The following is a 16,997-nucleotide window of genomic DNA, read 5'->3' as shown; positions in this document are numbered from 1 at the left end:
CGCACCGCATGGGTGCACGCAAACAAATACCATCAGTTTTATACATTCCCGTATGTGGTGCGTTGCAACGCCCCCTACAGATTGTTATTACATAGCACAATTTTCCCATTCTGGTAAAAGATGCCTTTATCCATCATCATCACGCGTGCGATTACTTAAAGTTAATCGCTTATAGTTAATCGCTTATGAATTCACAATGATTTCAACTCATAGTTGTAATACAAGCGGCATAAATATATGCCGTCTGTTAATACAGATATCGTACGGGACAGCGCTTGCTTGTCTATGTTGATAGCATCGACTATCTTTGTGCTGGTGTCGTCAAAACGCACAAATCCCGCCTCACTCTCTGCTGGGGTGCCCAAGAAAGAAGGAATATCAGGCAGCAAGAACAACTTACTTTCATACTGGCTGACTCGTCCTTGGCAAGTTGTATGGTAGGCATTTAGCTCACCATCATTATTGAACCAATTGACGTGTAAACATGGATCCATCGCTTCATCGTAAAAACTGCCATCTTCATAAATAGTAAGCTGTAAGCCTTCCATCGCTTTGCGTTCTGGTGGTGCGAAGTCTGCGCGCCCATCCAGCAGAAGAGCCCGCACGAATAAAGGATCAATTGTTTGCTGGTGTATATCCGATGCAGCAACAAGAGACCAAACGCTGCTTATGACGCGTCCAGTCACAATGTTCTCCTTATTTTTTTGCCGCATCTGCTGAGGAAGTATGACAGTGCTGGGGTGATAAAAAGAATTTGGCAATCCTACATCTTCTTTAGATATAGAAAATGCGTGCAATTCATTGTAAGAGAATTTTGTATAGCAGCCACTGTGCGAAACATCCATCACTACCACATTCGGTTCTTGCTTTCCTGCACAAACAAATGCAATCATCTGCATTATCAAACCAGAGAATTCTTCTATTTGTGTTCGCGATTGGGCAGGTGGTTGAAAATTCTCAACTTTGCGTTGCTGGCGATAGGCAATTTTGCATTCTCCAGAATCGATCTCAAATCTGAACGCTACGCTATCGACATCGCGAATATGTTCATTTGAGAACGCGCGCAACTGTTTCTCAAGTTGATCAGCAATTGGGTTGTTCATCATGGGGATGCGTATTCAATAAAGATTAATCATCGGATTTTTCAGTATTTTCTACGGCCAATCCAGAAATATACCAATGCTGTTCTGTGACTTCATCTCTCCAGCCCTTGGTGATATAGCGGAGAGGGTCATTCAATACTGCCGTGAAAAATTCAAGATAGCTTGCGGCAATTTCTTCAACATCATCTGGCTGTAGCGGCCCGCCATATCTCAATTCATGGCCAATAAAAACAACTCTGCATTCACCATCTGAGCGGCGGTTGCAAGTATCAATGGCAAAACGATCGCCTGAATAAAAGGGAGCGGCAATGGGTATCAGACCAGCCATCCATGCAAGTCCTTCAGCATCGTAACCGCCGGATTCTGTATCGTCACTAAATTCGTCTTGCAGGTCAATTTGTTCTTGCGCAATTTCTTCCAGGTCGAAAAAAACAAAGCCTGCATTAGCCTCAGCAGTGGGACGAAATAAATTGGCACCATTAAAATTCTTGAATAATTCCTTCATCGAAGGCGGCAACCATGTGGCCAGCTTCCTGGCAGGCAGCTTGTCGCCAAACTGATGTACGGCCTGATATCGCTGCTCAGTTGACTCGCCCTCTGCAACGCATCGCATTGCTGGAGGAAATTTTAAAATATTCAAAACTGCGCCTATCTCTTCCTGCATGTCATTTTTTCCTAAAATTGATTCTGTGTTGTTATTCTTGCAGTTTCATTGTCCGAGGGGTATTTTTCGCTTTGTGGGGATCAAGATTTCTTCCCCTTCTCCAACCGCCACTCCTTCTGGCAATCCGCATAATTCGCAAACTCATAACTGACGCCCACTTCGCCGCGGTTGATGGCGTGGGCCTGGGCGAAGACGATGATGTTAAGGATGTTATTCGGCAGTTCGCGCTCGGTCTTGCCGTTGGCCCACAGGTAGCCGTAGCTGACCGAGCCTTCTTTGAGGCCGACCATCCAGAATTGCGGGCGGCGGCTGTAGATGTCGGTTTTGACTTTGTCTTTTTTGAGGCTGGGTTTGCCATATTGCTGTTCCAGCGCTTGGGCGATGCGGTCGGCGGCGGCTTTAATTTGCTCGCCGGTGCCGCTAACGGCGGTGATGGTGCGCGACGCACCGACCTTGCAGACGCCGCTGATGGGGGCGGTGACGGCATAGTAGTCACTGAAATCATCTGCGGGTTTGGGTGGTGGGCCTTCGAACAGATGTTTGGCCTTGCTGGATTTGACAAAGCCCAATTTGCTGGAGAGCTCGGTTTCGCTGATGGCCATGGAGAGACCAAAGGGGCCGGTGTCGGCGGATGCAGGCACTGTGTCTGATATTGTTTCTGCGGCAGTACTGGTTTCTATCGTGGGTGCATGCGCGCTGGCAGATGACATTGCTACCATGCTGGCAGTCGTGTCGGCAGTCTTTTTACAGGCGACGAGGCTGGCTGTCGTCATCAACAAGGCCATGATGCCAAGGCGGTGGAGTTTATTTTTATGCGGCATCAGGCTGGGATGGATGTAAGGATGTGGTTTGCCAGGGTCGCTGCAATTTAATGATATTCGGGCATAAATTGCAATGGGTTAGAGTTAATTCCTTCTCACACATAAATAGGGATACGGTATCGCGTTTGCGGTTGAAGCCGCTTCTGCTGGATATTGTCGTGCGCACCGTAGGGCATATCAAAATTCACGGCACAAATACGATGGATTCCTGCCTTCGCAGGAATGACGATTTTGAGGGTAGGCAAATTAGCGGGCGATGCGATTTGCATGTTTCAACCTGAAAATTGACGTAATCCGTCCCCTCACACCCTGTCCAACGGCAATCTCGTCATCAAAAAATCCAGCAAGGCGGCCACGCGTGGCGGTATGGCTTCCTGTTTATAGAATACTGCCCAGACCGGCTGCGTCCACGGCAGGCTGATGTCAGCCAGCACGGGTTTGAGCCTGCCGTGGGCGCGGTCGGCCATGGTCAGGAAGTCAGACAGGCAGACGATGCCAGCCCCCTGCACGGCAAGGTGGCGCAAGGTTTCGCCGTTGCTGGCGCTGACGATAGGGTCTATGGTGTAGCCTTCATTATCTGCACCATCGATTTTGGGAAGAGGCCAGGTATTGAGAATGGCGGGGGCGGTGAAACCCAGTAGCCGGTGCTGCGCCAGGTCGGCTACGGTTTGGGGCTCACCATGGCGTGCCAGGTAATGCGGTGCAGCTACCGGGCGGATGCGGCTGCTACCGAGGCGGCGTGCGTGCAGACTGGAATCGGTGAGCTGGCCTATGCGTATGGCGATATCGGCACGCTCTTCGATAAGATCGACAAAGGTTTCACCGCTGACCAGTTCGAGCCTGATGAGGGGATAGGCATCGAGAAAATCTGCTACCAGCGGGGCCAGCAGATGATCAAGCGTGGGGGTGGCGGCATTTACCCGCACCAGGCCGGATGGTTGCGACAATCTGGCTGTCAGTTGTTCTTCGGTGTCATCAATATCACAGAGTATCTTCTTTGCCCTTTGCAAGAGCCAGTGACCTTCCTCGCTCAACTCCAGCTTGCGGGTGGTGCGCGTCATCAGGGTCATACCGAGTTGTGCTTCCAGGCGGGAAATGCTGCGGCTGACGCCGGACGGGGTCTGCCCCAGGCGCTCTGCTGCGGCTGAGAATGAGCCGGTATCGGCCACTGCGACCAGGGCTTTCATGGTTTCCAGGCTTAGCATTATTGACTCCGAGTCATAAGTAAAGTGTAGCTTAAGCTATTTTTCTTTGCCTTGCATGGGCGCAGACTTCAGCCTGTTATTCATTTCCCCCTGCATGGAGTCCATATGCCACTTGCTTTGTGGGCGCTGACACTCAGCGCCTTTGCCATCGGTACGACAGAATTTGTGATTGTCGGCCTTATCCCTACCATCGCCAGCAGCCTGGCGGTGTCTGTTCCTTCTGCCGGTTTGCTGGTCAGCCTGTATGCGCTGGGCGTTGCAGTCGGCGCGCCCGTATTGACAGCACTGACTGGACGGGTGCCGCGCAAGCAGTTATTGCTGGGCCTGATGGCCTTGTTCACCATCGGTAACCTGGTGGCCTGGATGGCCCCCAACTATGCCTCGCTGATGGCGGCGCGGGTGCTGACTGGGCTGGCGCATGGAGTGTTCTTTTCGATAGGTTCAACGATAGCCACTGGCCTGGTCGCCAAGGACAAGGCGGCCAGTGCGATTGCGCTGATGTTCAGCGGCCTGACAGTGGCGCTGGTGACGGGCGTGCCGCTGGGTACCTTCATCGGCCAGCATCTGGGCTGGCAGGCAACGTTTTTGGCGGTGTCGGCGCTGGGTGTGATTGCCTTTATTGGTTGTGCGATTTTGATTCCCTCCAGCATCGCCAGCAGCAAGCCCGCTTCTTTATTGACGCAAATGGCAGTGCTCAAAAAACCGCGCCTGTTACTGGTATATGCGATGACGGCGCTGGGTTATGGCGGCAGCTTTATCGCCTTCACCTATCTTGCTCCGATACTGCAAGACATCAGCGGTTTTAGCGCCAATGCGGTGGGACTGGTGATGCTGGTGTATGGTGTCTCGGTGACGTTTGGCAATATCTGGGGTGGCAAACTCGCCGATAAAAAAGGCCCGGTCGCAGCATTGCAAATCGTGTTCGCCTTGCTTGCCCTGGTCTTGCTGGTGCTGACTTTTACTGCACATAACAAATGGCTGGCCTTGTTGACCGTGCTGGCCTGGGGTGCAGTAGCCTTTGGTAATGTGCCGGGTTTGCAGGTGTATGTGGTGCAACGTGCAGAGCAGGATGCGCCGCAGGCTATGGATGTTGCATCAGGCTTGAATATCGCAGCCTTTAATGTCGGTATTGCCTTTGGTGCTTGGGCGGGTGGGTTGATCGTCAGCCACATTGGCTTGATGCATACACCCTGGATAGGCGCTTTGGTCGTAGTAGGTGCCTGGGGCCTGACAACGCTGGCGGGAAAACTGGACAGGGTTGATGGGGTTTCCTTCATTCCTGGACAAACAAGCTCAGTTGCCATGCATTGAATTGCCCGACTTGTCATGCTTCACCGCAGGAGCGGCTTCAGCCGCAAACAGCAAACCCCGTGTTCACGGCTGAAGCCGCTCCTGCATTAATGTCATACCTCACAAGCCCGAAAAAAATCATCCTGGTAAAGAATGAATATAGTTTCTTTTTTCCATATCCGCTTTCGCCTTCGCAGAAACAGAGCCAGCCTCATCATTACGTCCAGCAGCCTGCAATACCTTGACGATATTGGTGGCCTCCTGGATGAACCTGTCCCTCATTCCCTGCATAAAATCGTCCGTAGCAAGTTCTGGTCTGGATGCAAAGACTTTCATTGTTTCATCATGTTTTTCAAGCTTGTCCTCATAGAGTGCCGACGCATTATCAATATAAGTGGCGCAAACAAGCATGTGGGGTGAGGCCAGCAGCTCATCCCAGATGAAGTGGACGATTTCCCTGGCGAGCCTGGGATCTGCATGATGATAAGCGATGAATTTGTCCAATACAGCTTCGTGCTGGTCAAGACAGGCCCCTATTGAGGCGTAGTCATGAAAATATTCCGGATTGCGTGACTGCTCCAGTGCAAGGAGGCTGTGTTCAAGCTTTTGTTCAAGGCGAATTCTGGCTGGCTCATATTCCTGGCCCAATTCCACCCATCCAAAAAGGCAGTACGACAAGCGCACACCATAGAGTGAACCTTTATCCTCATCCAGTGCGTGATCAAAAAACCATTCATAAGATACCAGCGATGTCTCATATTCTTTTGCGGCATGCGTCTGCCTGGCCTTGTCAAGAACTTGCAAGGAGCGCTCATTATGGTCGTTCATCAGGTGATTTTTTTCTAAGGTTGAGAGTGCAAATGCGAACTGCTTTCTGTGCATGAAGTCTGCAAGGGCAATTATCTTCTTTTGTTATAAGAACTGCTGCTTTTTTCAGGATCAGGCAAACCCATTAATTTGACTTCGATATTCTTGGCGTCTTGGGGTGGAACTTTGCCGTTGAAGTTTTGCTTGAGATAAGACCACATATCTTTTTCCAGTACCTCACATTGCAAGACAGCGCGGCTTTTACGTGTATCCCTGTGGCTATATTCCAGATCATCGATTTCTTGCGATGAATCTCTGTATTCCCGGCGCTCCCTGTAAGTTCTATAGCTGGTGCTGACATTGTCGTTGGCGCGCTCTTTGATAAACTGGTTCTTCGGTATGGTGCAGTTTTCTTTGAAGTTGGTCATCAGAGTGTGATCTACGCTGACATCGCATTGACTATATCTGTGCTCCAGCACCCAACAGCTTTTGCCGGTATCGCGGTCTTTTTGCATGGCCGTGATCTTGCGCAGAGTCGCATCGTTTTTAACTTCGGTCGCATTGCTGCCTATCTTGGCATTGCAGGGCTGGTCAGTAAATATCGTTTCACCTGAAGGTGTCACACATTTGCGCACCTCGGCCTGCGACAGGCTGGGCCAGGCAAAAACCAGGAAAGACAAACAAGCCAGGAATGATTTTTTCATAATATAAAGTGACGGTGAGCAAATTTTATTGTCTTTTAATAGTTAAAAATGCAATGTTTTTGCGTAAAAACAATGGCAGATTATAGCCCAGGCTACAATTGGTTACATTTGAAATTGCGATGCTATTTGCTTATCTATTTTGTCAAGTCAGTCCGGCTAAGCCGGGTTACCATCGGGTGTTCATTAGAAATCAGTCCAGTCACTCCAGCGACGCTGGCATAAAATCAGCGCATTGACTGCCTGTTTTTTCTTTGTTAACATCACCCCATATCACTGGAAACAGTGACGTAAGCGTTTACGTTAGCCAACGCGCAAACAAATTTGTCCTGCATTTGCAAGCAGATTTGTCGCGCCATGGATAATGTATATGCGATTACTCTCACAACTACCCGAGAGGCTTTCTGCCTCTCTCCGCATTTTCGCGAATGCACCTCTAGCCACTGCTGTTGGCATTTTCCTTTGTTTTTTTATCGGCTTTGCTGATGGTGTACTCATGCCATTTTTTGCCTTGTGGGCAGAAAAGGATGCAGGCATTTCTGCCAGCCACATAGGCTTGCTGCTGGCTTGCTATTCTAGCGGCGAATTGCTGGCCACGCCCCTGGTGGGCGGCATTGCTGACCGTGTCGGCCGCCGCCCTGTCTTGCTGATCTCCACTGCAGGCGTGGGGATAGGCTTTGCGATTCTCTACTTTACGCACGGTGTATGGGCATCTGCCCTGGTGCTGATCTTGATAGGCGCGTTTGAAAGCGTCTTGCACCCCACCATCTCTGCCGTCATCGCCGATGCGATACCGGCGGAGCAGCATCGATATTACTTTTCCATCGCACGCGTCATGTCGAGCGCAGGCCGTGTGGCTGGCCCGGCGGTGGGCTCTGTGCTGGTACTGTTTTCGCTGGGTGCCGTATTTCTGGGCTCTGCACTGGCGATACTCATCAGTACGCTGATCATTGCGCTGTGGCTCCCGGAGACTCTGACAAAAGATACTTTACCGGATGAAGATGAAGAGAGTTTGATCGGCATTCTGCCCGCCTTCCGGGATGCGCGTCTTGCCGGTTTGCTGTTGTGGTCGATGTGCTTGCAGATATCGGCGGGCTGGTTAAGTTCAGTCTTGCCGCTGTATGCAGTAGATGCAGGCACCCTGACACCTTCGCAGATAGGTTTGCTGTTTACCTATGCTGCGGTACTGACGGTGCTGTTCCAGTTGAAGATCAGCGCTGTTCTCGCACATGTGTCCAATGTCAGGATGGTGATTGCCAGCGGCTGCGTGCTGGTGGGTGCTTTCATCTGCCTGCTGTTTTCATCCACTTTGGCGGCACTGGTGCTGGGCGTAAGTTTGCTGTCGCTATCGCAAATGTTGTTTGGCCCTTTGCTGCCAAGCCTGATCATGGAACTGGCACCTGCGCATGCACGGGCTACTTACATGGCAGCAGCTTCGGTAGCGGCAGATTTGAAAGATACCGTAGGCCCGGCGGCGGGCACATCGCTATATGCAATCGCCGTGCGTCTGCCATGGATGGTAGGGATACCTGTCGCCATTTGCGCGACGCTGGCACTGGCGTTTAATGTCAGGCGGTGCGGGGGAGAGAAAACCCCGTAGGTTGGGCTTGGGTGCAGGTTGGGCCGAGGTGTAGGTTGGGCTACACCTCATCAGCCCAACACTTGGCCCCTGCAAACGTCTACGTCATGTAAACGCCGCGTGTTGGGCTGGTAAAGCGGAGCCTAGCGAGGCCCGGCCCAACCTACACCGATTCAACCTGCACCTGGCCCAACTCACGAAAACTAATCAATACGAACCAATACTCACAAAATCAAAACATCATGACCACAAACACCAAACACCACATCGAACGCCTGCATTGGGAAAAACGCCGCAGAACCCTGCGCGTCACCAGCGTCACGCGTTTGACACCGAACATGCAACGCATCACTTTTTATTCAGATGATCTGCATGACTTTGCCAGCCTCGCGCATGATGACCACGTCAAGATCTTGCTGCCCGTTGCTGGCGAAGGAGACAGCCTTGTTACACGCGAATATACGCCGCGATATTTCGATACACAGGCACGCACGCTGGTGCTGGACTTTGCCTTGCATCAGCATGGGCCAGCCAATGCATGGGCCAGGCAGGCAAAAGCAGGCGACACGCTGATCGTCAGCGGGCCGGGTAAATCCATCGTTGTAGCAGATGATTTTGACTGGTACCTGTTAATTGGCGATGCCACTGCCCTGCCCGCAATCACAAGACGTGTTGAACAATTGCGCGCTGGCGTGCACGTCACCAGCATCGTCATGCTTGCAGATGCGGCAGATAAACAGGCTTGTATGGCAGCAGCCAACTGGCAAGCGCAATGGCTGATCCGCAAGCACGATTCAGGCAATGACGAACAGGCCCTGCTGGCAGCAGCGGCTGCTTATACTTTCCCACCCGGAGAGGGTTACATCTGGATCGCTGCCGAAAAACAGGCTGCGCGGGCTTTGCGTACTTATATGGTGGAACAGTGCGGGCAGCCAGAAGCATGGATTAAATCCTCAAGTTATTGGACACGGGAAAATTAAAGTGTGTTGCAAAATGCTGCTGGCGTCATTTTTTACCTTGAGCATTTGTAAGTTTTCTGTAACAGGGAAATCAATTTGTTTCTTGCAAGCTTGTCATAAATGAGTTGAATACTAAACAGCATTTTCTTTTTTTTAAAAAAATTAACTGACTGGGAATTCATTTGCATAATTGGAGGACGATTTTTGTCAGCAGGTTCAATAGCATAATGAGCGATGATGCACATGATGCCCATTCACAAGGCTCCTCGAACACCGGCAAGATTTCTGTGTGCATTTTTCTATTTACGATCAACCTCAAAACTGGAATTTTTTACCGCCACCACGTTGAACATATCTGCACTGTTCTTACTGTTGATGACTAAATTCCCTCCGGTTCAAGGGATGGCACCGGAATTTCACAAAGCTTGTTTTGTGCGGACAGAATCTAAGCAGCCTATCAGCGGCGTAGTGGACAGCTTAGGACAGGGATGGTTTTCGGCTGATGAAATATTGTTTCATTTGCTGAAGAAACCCATCCCCATCCCAACCAATCCACCGCGCCGCTTGCAAGTTTGCGGCGCAAGGCATAGTTCGTGAAACCTCGCTGCGCTCCCCTTGAAGAGGAGTCAAATTCCCGGTTAAAGAACCATTAACATCACACAATCAAGCACAAAAACTGGAAAAGTTTCCAATCCCAATGTCCATCCCACCCATGCCCAAGTGGGATGCTTTCCAAAAACTGACCAATTATGTCAATCGACTGACAAAAAATGAGAGGTGCCGTGCCCAATTTTGGGGCGGAGCTAAAGGCTGAATACTTACCTTTTAGTGAGAGATAGGTAACCATTTGGTGACTTGTTTAGTGCCGCCCGCTTGCTTGCGTGCTGTAGGGCATTTATGTAATGTTGTGCTTCGACGAGTTGAGAAACACATTTAAGCGTCGTTGTCTTTTTTTGAAGTCATCGCACTACCGACACTTCCCATGTCTGCGCACTCTCCAGACATGCAATATGTTCCATGCACGACACTAGGATGTGGACTACCTGTCGCATCCAAATACAAAACGTACCAACCAGGAGTTCTTACGTGAAAAAAATATCCAACCGCATGACGGCCATCTACCTGGCCTCATCGCTACTTTGTTTACAACTGGCAGGCTGTGGTGGGTCCAGCAGCGCTGATTCCGCACAGAATGGCGCAGGCAATACGCCCATGGCTGCGCCACCGCAAGGCGCACCGACAGAAACAGCGCTGACACCCGTCACAGCCACTGCCAGCTCTGTTGAACGTGGTGATCTGTCAGCGGCAGCGGCCATCGACCATAGCGACAATACCCGCTGGGGCAGTGCTTTTACCGATGACCAGTACCTGACGCTGGATTTTGGCAAATCAGAAACCATCACCCGCGTGCGCATACAATGGGAAAATGCCCATGCCACGCAATACCTGTTGCAGGTCTCTGACAATAACAGTGACTGGACGACGATCAAGACCGTCGATAACAGCCAGGGCGGTGTCGAGGACCTGACTGAGTTGAACGGTAAGGGTCGTTACCTGCGTGTGAAGGGCATCAAGCGTTCTACGCAATATGGCTATTCCATCATTGAGATACAGGCTTTCTCTGGCACACCGGTGGCTACCCAGCCGGGTACAGATCCAACGCAACCCAGTCAGCCAGGCAACCCTGGAACGATAGATTTGACCAAACCTGGCGTTGCAGTCAAGCCTGTCGCCGCGACATCTTCCGCCGTAGAAAACCAGGCCATGTCCGCCGCCATGGCAATTGATGGCAAAGCCAATACCCGCTGGGGCAGCATCTCGGAAGACGGTGCCTGGATACAATTTGACTTTGGCACCAAGACACCCGTCGGCTACATGAAGCTGGTATGGGAAAATGCCTATGGCAAGGAATACGCCCTGCGCGTATCTGACGATGGCCAGACCTGGACGCAACTGCGCTATGTCAGTGGTGGCAAGGGCGGCACGGAAGAATTCTTTAACCTGGGTGCAAATGCCCGCTACATACGCCTGCAAGGTGTGGTCCGCGCTACCCAGTATGGTTACTCTTTGTTTGAAGTTGAATTCAAGTCACCAGGCAGCGACAACACTATTGCCGACGCGACGACATCTGCCTTGAAATTCCCTAACAGCGGCAGTGGCTGGGCACCTTTGCCTGCTGCGGCAGAACCGCTGGAAAGCCTGCAATTCAGCCTGCCTGATGGCACGCTGGTCACGCGCTTTGGCGCGCGCGGCCTGGCGCGCCATGGCCGTGAACGTGGTGAAGAGTGGAATGAAATTGGCTATGGCCCGAATGAAACTGTCGATGCGGTCACCGGCCTTCCAGTCGATAAAGGCCCCGGCAATTACCTGACCTTTGTACCGCAATACTTCAAGAACCGCACCTGGGGTTTTGAGATCATCGACAATAGCCGCGTGGCTGGTGTGACCAAGCCAGTGCTCACAGTCAACCAATACAATACCGTAGACTTTTTGCCGGGTGGCGTAGCCTTTTTCCGCGGCTTTGACCGCGTGGGCGTCACCGGTTATGGCTGGATGAATCCGGGTGAACTGGTCGATCGTAATGTCGCCATCTGCAAACCTGTACCCTACCCTGCCAATAACAAGCTCAGCAGCCCTGATGGTGTGAATGGTGCCTGTACTTTGCGCGTGAAAGACTATCCAGGACATAGCGACCTGGATGCAAACGGCTTCCCGAATGATAAAAATATCCCGGCACGTCCGCTGGTGGCAGGTGACATCATCGAAGTCTCGCCATCGATGTTCTCCACGCCTGAAGGCATGGCTGTCAAGGGTGACAGCGGCGGTGTACGTTATTACTCAGCCGAATGGATTTATGTGGTCGGCACTGGTCTCAAGCCATGGTATGGCGTGCAGCCACGCCTGAACTCGGTGCCTTTGCCTGATGAAACTTTGTCGGGTGGCCAGGGTTCAGTCTCCTACAATTATTCTGACAATGGTCTGTTCATGTTCCAGCAGCCGCACAATAATGCGGGCATGCAAAACATACAGCGCTTTGTTGAGGGCCGCCGCCTGGTGCATACCAACTTTACGACCGGTGACCATAATGAGAATGGCAATGACCGTTACCAGCAGGCAGTAGGATTGCAGGGGCCGCGTTTCAACCAGTCTGCCTGTATTGCCTGCCACGTCAATAATGGCCGCAGCCCTGCGCCTACCGCCATCAACCAGCGTCTTGACAGCATGTCGGTAAGGGTAGCAGCCACCAATACAGCAGGCCAGCAATTGCCGCATCCGCAGTATGGCACCGTGGTACAGATGAATGCTTTCTCGACCAGCGGTGTGCCGCAAAACTGGGGCACCAATGTCAACGTGGCCGGATTTGAAACCCGCACCACCAAACTGGCCGATGGCAGCAATGTTGAGTTGCGCAAACCTACGCTGGCATTTGAAGGTGCAGTACCCACTGTGTATTCACTGCGCGCTGCCCAACCCATGATAGGCATGGGCTTGCTCGAAGCCGTGCCTGAAGCTGACATCCTGGCCCGCGTGCGTTCTGCACCCGATGCTGATGGTGTCGTCGGTATTGCCAACTATGTGTTTGAACCAGAGACCGGTGCAGTACGTGTAGGCCGCTTTGGCTGGAAGGCATCCAAGGCAACCCTGCGCCACCAGGCTGCTGCTGCGTTATTGCAGGACATGGCGGTGACATCTGCCCCCTATCCTAACCGTAGCTGCATCACGGACCCGGCTACTTGCTCCACCGCACCAGCGCAAAAAGGCATCTCGGAAGCTGACCTGCAATCCATCACCCGCTACCTGGGTCTGGTGGCCGTGCCTGCACAACGCAGCATCGCCAGCGGCTTCCCCAAAGGTGTGGCACCGATGGATGAACATGTCGTCAATCCGCAGCAAGTCAGTGCCGGTGCCAAGGTGTTCCAGAACATGCGCTGCTCGGCATGTCACACGGTGGAGATGAAAACTGGCAACGGCCATTTGCTGGCTGAATTGCGCAACCAGACCATCAAGCCCTACACAGACTTGCTGCTGCATGACATGGGCACAGGTCTGGCCGACAAACTGGTAGAAGGCCAGGCCCAGGGCAATATGTGGCGTACCTCGCCACTGTGGGGCATAGGCTATACCGACAAAGTCATGGGCAATAACAGCAAGGTAGGCTACCTGCACGATGGCCGCGCCCGCAACCTGACCGAGGCCATCCTCTGGCACGGCGGCGAAGCAGACAAGGCACGCCAGCGCTTTGAAGGCTTGTCTAAAGCAGACCGCGATGCAGTACTGGCTTTCCTGAAGTCTTTGTAATCACCTGGCAATAAGTGCAACGGCTGCTGAACAGATGCATGTTCAGCAGCCGTTTTTCTTTTGCAGGAATGTAGTTACCGCTGCAGGAGCGGCTTGAGCCGCAAATGCCTGAGCAGCCACATCCCATGCTACGGCCCAGTTGTTCGCGACTAAAGCCGCTCCTATAAGCCTTGCCGACTGCATGCTCGACAAGACTGCTGTATAGTTTTCCACTCGCTTAATGAGAAAAATTCATGAGAAAAATTCCTAAGGAGAATGTATGACTGGTCTGGCTGGAAAAACCGCAGTGATCACCGGTGCAGGACGCGGCCTGGGTGCCGCGCTGGCGATCTCATTGGCAGAGGCTGGCTGTAAAGTGATTTTATGTGGCCGCAAACTTGCACAGCTTGCCGACACCGCCAGCATCATACAAAGCCTGGGACATGAAATGCCGGTATGTGTAGAAACCGATCTGGCCGATATGCACAGCGTACAGGCCACCATCGATACGCTGAACAAATCGCACACCCACATCGACCTGCTGATCAACAACGGCACCATGTGGCTAGAAGCCAGAGACCAAGCCTACACGGCAGCCGAAGTACTCGGTGTCATCAATTCTGCCGTCACCGGCACCTTCCTGCTGACCCAGGGCCTGTTGCCACTTCTAAGGCTATCAAGTGGCGCAGACATTCTCACCATAGGTTCCATCAGCGGCTTGCCAAACGCGAGAATGCAAAGCGTCTCCGTCCCCTTCTACGCCGCCAAACGCGCCCAGGCGGGCCTCGCAGATGGCTTCAGGCAAATGCTGACAGGCAGCCCCATCCGCTCCATCAGCGTACACCCGCCTTATCTCGATGATGTCACACCGCAGCAGCCAGAATGGGACGCCGTGCAAAACCGCAAGAAAGGTGAACGGGCGACCAGCAAGGACGTGGTAGATGCCGTCCTGTTCGCACTGACGCGGCCACGGCATATTACTTTGTCGGTGATACTGGATGCGGATGAGGGTGGGGTGTTTGAGTGAGATTGAAAACGGAGGGACATAGGCAGGATTAGCGCAGCGTAATCGTATGCATGTTGCCTGTTCCAGCCTGCTTTTGCAACATGGCTGCTTTATAGTTTTCAGTCAGCAATAATCATGTTCATGTTGAGATGGACTAGCAATGATCAGGCGATCTGCTTGAGGTCTTTTCCTTTTCTTTGGACTCGGTTGTGTACGACTACGCTGCGCTTGTACACAAGCGGGCTCGGCCAGCATCCGTAATTTTATAAATCGGATATGGCAACTGTTGATTAGAAATTGTCTCAAGAAGTCCCTCGGATAACAAACGCTCCAAAATTTGCAATGCGTTTATACTCCCTCCAAACCCTTGACGAGACAATGCTATCTCCAGATTGTACCAATTCATTCTGGAATCTTTTTTTGAGATTAATTCAAAAACAATTTTGTATTCATCAATATTTACCATGGTGCATCCTTATGGTAGAGAGGGACGTACGATTAGCGTAGCGTAATCGTACGCATGGTCAGCCGCAATTTTCCCGCTTTATGACTTTGAATCAAGGATACATCAATCTCGTGCAGAGATGCATAGGCGACAATCATGGGATTTGCTTGAGGTCCATAGCTATTTCCGCCATCTCATGCGTACGATTACGCTGCGCTAATCGTATCTACGCAGGAATTGCGAATTTCCTCGCTATTTTTGCTCAACAAAATCCAGTGATATTTCGCTCAGATAAGGTTGCGCCTGAATCACTGCGGGCAGGCTGGATTTAATTTTTTGTTCGCCAACTATCGCCTTGGGTACATTTTTATCAGTACGTAGCTGGAAGCGGAAATGCGGGGTGCAGTCGCCGGATGGTTTTGAAAAAACGCCATCATTGAAGCTGGTGACGTGGCCGCCGTAATCCCAGCCAAAACCATACAGGGTGAACGGTTTGCCGTTCTGTTTTTCTACTGCCTGGATGGAATCGAGTATCTTCAAGCCTTGGTAAGTCCACTGGCTTTTCTCAGCATTGATATTGACGGAAACAAGGCGGGTCATTGCGTCATCATCAAAGTACACTTCTACCCTGTAGGGCTTCATCAGGTTTTGCGGATAAAGCACCAGTACTTTTTGAGTTGCGCCTTCCGCGCCATCCACTTCCTGCACCGTGGTGTTTCCTGGATAGCGTTTCTTCAGGCTTTGTGCGGTATCGCCTTTTTTTACCGGATTCTGGCAGGAGAGCGCCAGGTCAGCCGGAGCAGCCGGTTTATCGGCGGCATAGACACAGGGGGAACTGGCAAGCGCGATGGCTGCACATAAGAACACGGCTGGTTTCATTGATGGATTCATGGTGCTTATTTCTCGAAAGTTGATCACACGATGCGGTAGTCTTGCCCTTCATTACGACTTATCACGTATTTTCAGGTACGGCAATCTGGCAAGGCAGCAAAGTTCTGCTTAAACACCAGCTTAACCATGATTCTTGATAGACGAAAGCCAGGTAGATGATAAGCCTCTTTTGTGTTTATGTGAACCAGACTAAAGTTCAGGTTGCTGGCCTTACGTTGCGGTGGCGTCCAGGAAAGGATTCGACCTGCTGCAAAACATTCAAGCGTCAAACGAAAAAACATAAGACCTGAACGCTCACCACAGAGACACAGAGGCACAGAGAAATGTTGGAGGCTGTAAATTTATTTCTACCTCCGCGATGAGGTTAGTGACGTAGGGTGCGCCGTACGCACCGCTCTCAATGTCAGCAAATTTTTAGAAACAATCACTTCGCGCGCGGTGATATCTGCATGCACCGAAGATGGTGCGCATGGCGCACCCTACCAGAGCAAACACCTCAATCTGCTATGGCTTCAGCTTAATCGACCGCTGTCAGTATGAAAATTCATTCCCCCCGCGTCTAGATACCCGAACACCGCCCTCCTCACCCGCTTGCGCAAATTGGCGGCGCTGGCAGGGGAGTCTGAACCGGCACGCGCACCTGCTGCATCGACCAGGCCCTTGATGATGCCCATTAAATCGGCCATGACATCTGCATCGTTTGCACCATCTGGCATATCGGCCTGAGAGAGTATGTCGTGCACGGTTTTGCGCAAGCGGGTGGACTGGCGTTTAAGGTCTGCGGCGACGGGCAGGCGCAGTTCTTCTGCGTCGAGGATCTTTGCCAGCGCAGGTCTTTTTAGCTGGTGGGTGATGGCGATGTCGATCAAGTCTTCCAGTGCCTTGCGGCCACCTTGTTCCAGATCTATTTTCCCGGCATCTTCAACCAGTGCCGTGGTTTGCTCCAGTATCAACGCCCTGCTGATGGCGTCTTTCGAGGGAAAGTACTGGTACAGCGAACCTATGCTGACGCCAGCCTTTCTTGCCACGGCATTGGTGGAGCAGGCACTGAGGCCTTCAGTTTCGAGAATGTGAGCAGCAGCTTGCAATATGGCTTCTACGGTAGCGACAGAGCGGGCTTGTGTGGGGCTTTTGCGAGGGGCCAGCGGGGTGGCGGCCTGCTTGATGGGCTTGGTCATGAATGCGAGTTTCTAAAATGAGCGATAGCTCATATTATATCTCTACTTTATTCAACTTAACGAACTTAGG

14 protein-coding genes are annotated in these 16,997 nt (G+C 51.8%); 5 read left to right on the top strand and 9 right to left on the bottom strand.

The features are described 5' to 3' along the window. Positions 1-191 precede the first annotated feature (191 nt). From ACO0LG_RS08345 to ACO0LG_RS08330, 4 genes are all read right to left on the bottom strand, one after another. Positions 192-1,103 (bottom strand): hypothetical protein, encoded by a 912-nt coding sequence (locus ACO0LG_RS08345; protein WP_423025200.1) that lies wholly within the window; start codon positions 1,101-1,103, stop codon positions 192-194. Positions 1,104-1,128: 25 nt separating this feature from the next. After that, positions 1,129-1,716: an SMI1/KNR4 family protein gene (locus ACO0LG_RS08340; RefSeq protein WP_423025577.1), complete on the bottom strand. Its 588-nt coding sequence runs from the start codon at positions 1,714-1,716 to the stop codon at positions 1,129-1,131. A 131-nt stretch (positions 1,717-1,847) separates the two neighbouring features. After that, positions 1,848-2,588: a hypothetical protein gene (locus ACO0LG_RS08335; RefSeq protein WP_423025198.1), complete on the bottom strand. Its 741-nt coding sequence runs from the start codon at positions 2,586-2,588 to the stop codon at positions 1,848-1,850. Positions 2,589-2,890: 302 nt separating this feature from the next. After that, on the bottom strand, positions 2,891-3,793 hold the full coding sequence (locus ACO0LG_RS08330) for a LysR family transcriptional regulator (protein WP_423025196.1): 903 nt from the start codon (positions 3,791-3,793) through the stop codon (positions 2,891-2,893). 105 nt (positions 3,794-3,898) lie between these two features. Here ACO0LG_RS08330 and ACO0LG_RS08325 point away from each other — a divergent pair, with 105 nt between their 5' ends. Next, positions 3,899-5,104 carry an MFS transporter gene (locus tag ACO0LG_RS08325; protein WP_423025194.1) on the top strand — a complete coding sequence of 402 codons (1,206 nt, stop codon included), beginning with the start codon at positions 3,899-3,901 and terminating at the stop codon, positions 5,102-5,104. Between the two features lie 117 nt (positions 5,105-5,221). Here the strand turns inward: ACO0LG_RS08325 and ACO0LG_RS08320 are convergent, their stop codons facing one another. Continuing rightward, entirely contained in the window at positions 5,222-5,965 is a 744-nt protein-coding gene (locus ACO0LG_RS08320; RefSeq protein ID WP_423025192.1) for a hypothetical protein, read from the bottom strand. 17 nt (positions 5,966-5,982) lie between these two features. Continuing rightward, a complete protein-coding gene (locus ACO0LG_RS08315) occupies positions 5,983-6,594 on the bottom strand; it encodes a hypothetical protein (RefSeq protein ID WP_423025190.1) in 612 nt (203 codons plus the stop codon). A 361-nt stretch (positions 6,595-6,955) separates the two neighbouring features. Here ACO0LG_RS08315 and ACO0LG_RS08310 point away from each other — a divergent pair, with 361 nt between their 5' ends. The 4 genes from ACO0LG_RS08310 to ACO0LG_RS08295 all read left to right on the top strand — a co-directional run bounded on the left by ACO0LG_RS08310 (position 6,956) and on the right by ACO0LG_RS08295 (position 14,434). Further along, complete coding sequence (locus tag ACO0LG_RS08310) at positions 6,956-8,191, top strand: MFS transporter (protein ID WP_423025188.1); 1,236 nt, start codon at positions 6,956-6,958, stop codon at positions 8,189-8,191. A gap of 221 nt (positions 8,192-8,412) precedes the next feature. Then, positions 8,413-9,150, top strand: a complete 738-nt coding sequence (locus ACO0LG_RS08305) for a siderophore-interacting protein (protein WP_423025186.1) — start codon at positions 8,413-8,415, stop codon at positions 9,148-9,150. Positions 9,151-10,341: 1,191 nt separating this feature from the next. Next, complete coding sequence (locus tag ACO0LG_RS08300) at positions 10,342-13,428, top strand: di-heme oxidoredictase family protein (RefSeq protein ID WP_423025575.1); 3,087 nt, start codon at positions 10,342-10,344, stop codon at positions 13,426-13,428. 259 nt (positions 13,429-13,687) lie between these two features. After that, positions 13,688-14,434 carry an SDR family oxidoreductase gene (locus ACO0LG_RS08295; RefSeq protein ID WP_423025184.1) on the top strand — a complete coding sequence of 249 codons (747 nt, stop codon included), beginning with the start codon at positions 13,688-13,690 and terminating at the stop codon, positions 14,432-14,434. 196 nt (positions 14,435-14,630) lie between these two features. On the opposite strand, the gene ACO0LG_RS08290 is transcribed toward ACO0LG_RS08295, so the two are convergent. From ACO0LG_RS08290 to ACO0LG_RS08280, 3 genes are all read right to left on the bottom strand, one after another. Further along, positions 14,631-14,879, bottom strand: a complete 249-nt coding sequence (locus ACO0LG_RS08290; protein ID WP_423025182.1) for a hypothetical protein — start codon at positions 14,877-14,879, stop codon at positions 14,631-14,633. Positions 14,880-15,110: 231 nt separating this feature from the next. Then, a complete protein-coding gene (locus tag ACO0LG_RS08285) occupies positions 15,111-15,749 on the bottom strand; it encodes a hypothetical protein (RefSeq protein WP_423025180.1) in 639 nt (212 codons plus the stop codon). Between the two features lie 512 nt (positions 15,750-16,261). Continuing rightward, on the bottom strand, positions 16,262-16,927 hold the full coding sequence (locus tag ACO0LG_RS08280; RefSeq protein ID WP_423025178.1) for a TetR/AcrR family transcriptional regulator: 666 nt from the start codon (positions 16,925-16,927) through the stop codon (positions 16,262-16,264). Between the last annotated feature and the right edge of the window lie 70 nt (positions 16,928-16,997).

The organism is Undibacterium sp. Ji42W (assembly GCF_049340405.1).
Classification (GTDB): Bacteria; Pseudomonadota; Gammaproteobacteria; order Burkholderiales; family Burkholderiaceae_D; genus Undibacterium.
Note: the sequence above shows the minus strand (reverse complement) of the source record. Positions and strands in the feature narration are given on the sequence as shown.

Coding starts and splice junctions, on each gene's coding strand:
- ACO0LG_RS08345 (WP_423025200.1), bottom strand. CDS start 1,103: ATGAACAACCCAATTGCTGATCAACTTGAGAAACAGTTGCGCGCGTTC.
- ACO0LG_RS08340 (WP_423025577.1), bottom strand. CDS start 1,716: ATGCGATGCGTTGCAGAGGGCGAGTCAACTGAGCAGCGATATCAGGCC.
- ACO0LG_RS08335 (WP_423025198.1), bottom strand. CDS start 2,588: ATGCCGCATAAAAATAAACTCCACCGCCTTGGCATCATGGCCTTGTTG.
- ACO0LG_RS08330 (WP_423025196.1), bottom strand. CDS start 3,793: ATGCTAAGCCTGGAAACCATGAAAGCCCTGGTCGCAGTGGCCGATACC.
- ACO0LG_RS08325 (WP_423025194.1), top strand. CDS start 3,899: ATGCCACTTGCTTTGTGGGCGCTGACACTCAGCGCCTTTGCCATCGGT.
- ACO0LG_RS08320 (WP_423025192.1), bottom strand. CDS start 5,965: ATGCACAGAAAGCAGTTCGCATTTGCACTCTCAACCTTAGAAAAAAAT.
- ACO0LG_RS08315 (WP_423025190.1), bottom strand. CDS start 6,594: ATGAAAAAATCATTCCTGGCTTGTTTGTCTTTCCTGGTTTTTGCCTGG.
- ACO0LG_RS08310 (WP_423025188.1), top strand. CDS start 6,956: ATGTATATGCGATTACTCTCACAACTACCCGAGAGGCTTTCTGCCTCT.
- ACO0LG_RS08305 (WP_423025186.1), top strand. CDS start 8,413: ATGACCACAAACACCAAACACCACATCGAACGCCTGCATTGGGAAAAA.
- ACO0LG_RS08300 (WP_423025575.1), top strand. CDS start 10,342: ATGGCTGCGCCACCGCAAGGCGCACCGACAGAAACAGCGCTGACACCC.
- ACO0LG_RS08295 (WP_423025184.1), top strand. CDS start 13,688: ATGACTGGTCTGGCTGGAAAAACCGCAGTGATCACCGGTGCAGGACGC.
- ACO0LG_RS08290 (WP_423025182.1), bottom strand. CDS start 14,879: ATGGTAAATATTGATGAATACAAAATTGTTTTTGAATTAATCTCAAAA.
- ACO0LG_RS08285 (WP_423025180.1), bottom strand. CDS start 15,749: ATGAATCCATCAATGAAACCAGCCGTGTTCTTATGTGCAGCCATCGCG.
- ACO0LG_RS08280 (WP_423025178.1), bottom strand. CDS start 16,927: ATGACCAAGCCCATCAAGCAGGCCGCCACCCCGCTGGCCCCTCGCAAA.